The sequence below is a fragment of the Exiguobacterium sp. s56 genome (assembly GCF_018618255.1).
In the GTDB taxonomy this organism is placed as follows: Bacteria; Bacillota; Bacilli; order Exiguobacteriales; family Exiguobacteriaceae; genus Exiguobacterium; species Exiguobacterium chiriqhucha.
In genome coordinates, this window is the sequence record NZ_JACSLR010000034.1 from 1 (window position 1) to 2664 (window position 2664).

General features: G+C 51.7%; 2 protein-coding genes. Both read left to right on the forward strand.

Annotated features, from left to right (window positions below; genetic code table 11):
- Window positions 1–162: 162 nt before the first annotated feature.
- Window positions 163–1719, forward strand: a complete 1557-nt coding sequence (istA, locus tag KNP71_RS15610; RefSeq protein ID WP_214831048.1) for an IS21 family transposase — start codon at window positions 163–165, stop codon at window positions 1717–1719.
- Window positions 1712–2461: an IS21-like element helper ATPase IstB gene (gene istB / locus KNP71_RS15615; protein ID WP_114167373.1), complete on the forward strand. Its 750-nt coding sequence runs from the start codon at window positions 1712–1714 to the stop codon at window positions 2459–2461. Before istA ends, istB begins: the two co-directional genes overlap by 8 nt.
- The last annotated feature ends 203 nt before the right edge of the window (window positions 2462–2664 follow it).

The window sequence follows — 2664 nt, forward strand, 5'->3', positions numbered from 1 at the left end:
TGATTACGGCCATTGAAATGTACCAGTCTTGCAATCTTATTTACCAAAGAGTGACAAACAATTTACCGGGTGATGCCAAAGTCCCGACCATCCTTCATATCGCCTCCCTATTATTAAGGTGCACACCCAATGGTGTGACATCGGTACATGGGAGGTTTTTTTATGCTTCGCTATTCGGCCATCCTAAAACTTAAAGAGCAAGGACTCAGCCTGAGAAGCATCGCAGCTAGCACCGGCAACTCGCGTCAAAAAGTGACGGAGGTGATCGACCGGGCGACAGAAAAAGGCTTGATGGGGCCGTTCGATGATGACATGACCGATAAGTGGATTGAAGAGTTCTTGTTCCCTGAGAGAACGCTTGAGTCGTCCGGTAGACACCCGATCGACTTTGACTATGTACACAGGGAATTGGCAAAGCCGAACGTCACCTTGTCTCTCCTACATCATGAGTACGAGCTTGAGTGCCGTACGAACAAACGAATCCCTTACTCCTATCGGAGTTTCGTGCGACATTATAGCGCCTATGCGAATAAGCACAAGGCCACACTCCGGATTCGTCGAAAGCCAGGAGAGGTGATGGAAGTCGACTGGGCCGGTTCAACCACGTTCATCATCGACCGGGACACAGGAGAAAAAGTAAAAGTATACATATTCGTAGCGACATTGCCCTGTAGCCAATTGTCTTATGCCGAGGCGAGCCTCTCGATGGACTTGTCGGCATGGATCACGTGCCATAACCATGCCTACAGCTATTTCGGTGGGAGTACCCAGATTCTCATCCCTGACAATCTGAAGACCGGTGTCACGAGAAACACGTCACGTGAACTCATCCTCAACCCGACATACCGAGAGTTGGCTGAACATTATGGGACGGTCGTCATGCCCGCGCGTGTGAGCGCACCCAAGGACAAACCGAGTGTCGAGGGTTCCGTCGGTGTCATCTCCACTTGGATCATCGCCGCCTTGAGGAACTCCCACTGTTTCAGCCTAGAGGAGCTGAACCGTGAGGTTCATGAAAAGCTGGAAGAGTTCAACCGTCGTCCGTTCACCCGGAAGCCCGGTAGCCGTCTCTCCGCATTCGAGGAAGAGGAAAAGTTCGCGTTAGCACCACTGCCGAAGCATTCGTACAAACAATCGAGTTGGCGGGACGCGAAGGTCCGCCCGGACTACCACATATCCGTCGAGAGCATGTTTTATTCGGTGCCCTATGAATATATCAACTGTCAGGTCGCGGTGCGACTGACTGAGCAATTGGTCGAGGTGTATTTCAACGAGATGCGGATCGCCTCCCACAAACGGCTGATTGGACGCTTCGGACAATTATCGACCAACCGCGATCACATGCCCGACAACCATAAGCTCTACATCGACCAGACCCCGGGGAACGCAAAAGACTGGGCAGACGAGATCGGTCCGAACACCTTGAAAGTGATCGATTTCCTTCTTGGCACTGCTCAGACCGAGCGATTGGCACTCCAATCCATCTTCACGCTGAAGAAGCTGGAGCGACGTTATTCCAAGTATGAGATCGAGCGCGCCTGTAAGATGGTCGTCTCCATGACCAACAGACCGACGGTCAAGGGCATCCAGAGCATCCTGTCGAACAACAAGAAGAGCGACGCCGAGCAGGAGTTTAAACGCAAGACGGAAACTGCCAACAATCACTATGGCTTCATGCGTGGTGCGGCATACTATGGGGGAGCTGATAAAGATGAATGAACAGACGATTGCCAAACTGATCGAGATGAAGATGAACGGGATGGCAGAAGCCTATGAGGAACAGTCATCCAATCGCGATTTTCAACGCATGGACTTTGATGAACGACTGGCACTACTCGTCGATTTTGAGCATTCCAGACGAAAGAACGGCAAGCTGCACCGGCTGATCCAGGCTGCCTCGTTCATCAACTCGAATGCTTGCATCGAAGACATCGAGTACCATGCCGACCGTCGATTGAACAAAGAGCAGATCCTCAAGTTGGCAAGCGGAACTTACATCTTGGACGGCCACAATTTGATTCTGAAGGGACCGACAGGGTCCGGGAAGACCTATCTCGCGACCGCCTTCGGGGTCTCGGCCTGCCGCCAATCGTTCAAGGTGAGATACATCCGTCTGCCTGAATTGTTGGACGAACTGACACTGGCGAAGCTCGCAGCCGACGGGAGCTACCGACGACTCCTCAAAAAGTATACAAAAGTCGACCTACTCATCCTCGATGAATGGCTATTGACTGACTTGACTACTGACGAGGCGACGATCCTCCTCGAGATTTCCGAGTCGCGCCATAAGACCGTCTCCACCATCTACTGTTCGCAGATTGACCCGAGCGGATGGCATCTTCGATTAGGAAACGAGACCATCGCAGAGGCAATCCTCGACCGGATCATCCATGACTCTTATCAAATTATGATCGACGGTGAAATATCGATGAGGGAACGCCATGGCATATCAGCACGCTGACGTCCGAGCCATCCAAGTGATGGCTCTTTTCTTCGCACTAGGTGGCTCAGTCGTCCGCAATCGACGGCTCACAATGCCGCAATCCCTTGTCCAACGGACTTTGAGTCACATGATGGTCGATATATGTCACTGAGTGGTACCGAACATGGCATTTGGTGGTAAATAAAATGTCAGAGGCGGTAAAAACTCGTGGCCGTAATCAA